The sequence below is a fragment of the Paenibacillus sp. sgz302115 genome (genome assembly GCF_056120445.1).
The window spans coordinates 1-951 of record NZ_JBVYOK010000056.1 but is presented as its reverse complement, the minus strand read 5'-3'; the positions used below and the strand labels follow the sequence as shown (position 1 = coordinate 951).

Sequence of the window (951 nt, the reverse complement as noted above, 5' to 3'; positions counted from 1 at the left end):
GTTTACAACACCCGAAGTCGGTGGGGTAACCCGCAAGGGGGCCAGCCGCCGAAGGTGGGGTAGATGATTGGGGTGAAGTCGTAACAAGGTAGCCGTATCGGAAGGTGCGGCTGGATCACCTCCTTTCTATGGAGAATCGTCACCTGCAACGGTGACATTCAAATCGGAAGCTTAAGCTTCTATAGAACCTTCGGGTTCGAACACTCACTCGTGTTCAGTTTTGAAGGAGCAAGCCTCTTTCAGATACGTTTGGTGGCGATAGCGGAGGGGTTCCACACGTACCCATCCCGAACACGACCGTTAAGTCCTCCAGCGCCGATGGTACTTGGACCGAAGGGTCCTGGGAGAGTAGGACGCTGCCAAGCGGACAACCAATTCATTGGTTGATTCACAATGTTATATATGTTATATGGGCTTTTAGCTCAGTTGGTTAGAGCGCACCTCTGATAAGGGTGAGGTCGGTGGTTCGAGTCCACCAAGGCCCACCATATAACATGGAATTTCATTTTGGGGCCATAGCTCAGCTGGGAGAGCGCCTGCCTTGCAAGCAGGAGGTCAGCGGTTCGATCCCGCTTGGCTCCACCAACAAACTTCATCAAGAGCAAGACCTTGATCCTTGAAAACTGGATACCGAAACGAAATTGCGTTTTAGAACATTCCTTTAAGCTGAACTTGTGTAAGCAAGTTTATGTTTTAGTGATACTGAGCGATGGTTTTGGATTGTGAGCGACTTTTGGCTTTAAACAGAATGGCGGACGGAGTCATCCGGAAGCGCTGTTTAAAACAAGATGAGTGAATAAGCCAAATACCGGAGCGATTGGTTAAGCTAATAAGAGCACACGGAGGATGCCTAGGCGCCAGGAGCCGACGAAGGACGTGGCGAACAACGAAACTGCCTCGGGGAGCTGTAAGCAAGCTTTGATCCGGGGGTGTCCGAATGGGGAAACCCAG

2 tRNA genes and 3 rRNA genes are annotated in these 951 nt (G+C 50.9%); all 5 read left to right on the top strand.

Annotated features, from left to right (window positions below):
• Positions 1-126 (top strand): 16S ribosomal RNA (locus tag AC0LWN_RS32610); the annotation flags it as partial.
• A 122-nt stretch (positions 127-248) separates the two neighbouring features.
• Positions 249-365, top strand: a 5S ribosomal RNA gene (gene rrf, locus AC0LWN_RS32605).
• Positions 366-411: 46 nt separating this feature from the next.
• Positions 412-488: transfer RNA gene (locus tag AC0LWN_RS32600), tRNA-Ile, on the top strand.
• A 21-nt stretch (positions 489-509) separates the two neighbouring features.
• Positions 510-585: transfer RNA gene (locus tag AC0LWN_RS32595), tRNA-Ala, on the top strand.
• 234 nt (positions 586-819) lie between these two features.
• Positions 820-951: ribosomal RNA gene (locus AC0LWN_RS32590) — 23S ribosomal RNA — on the top strand; the annotation flags it as partial.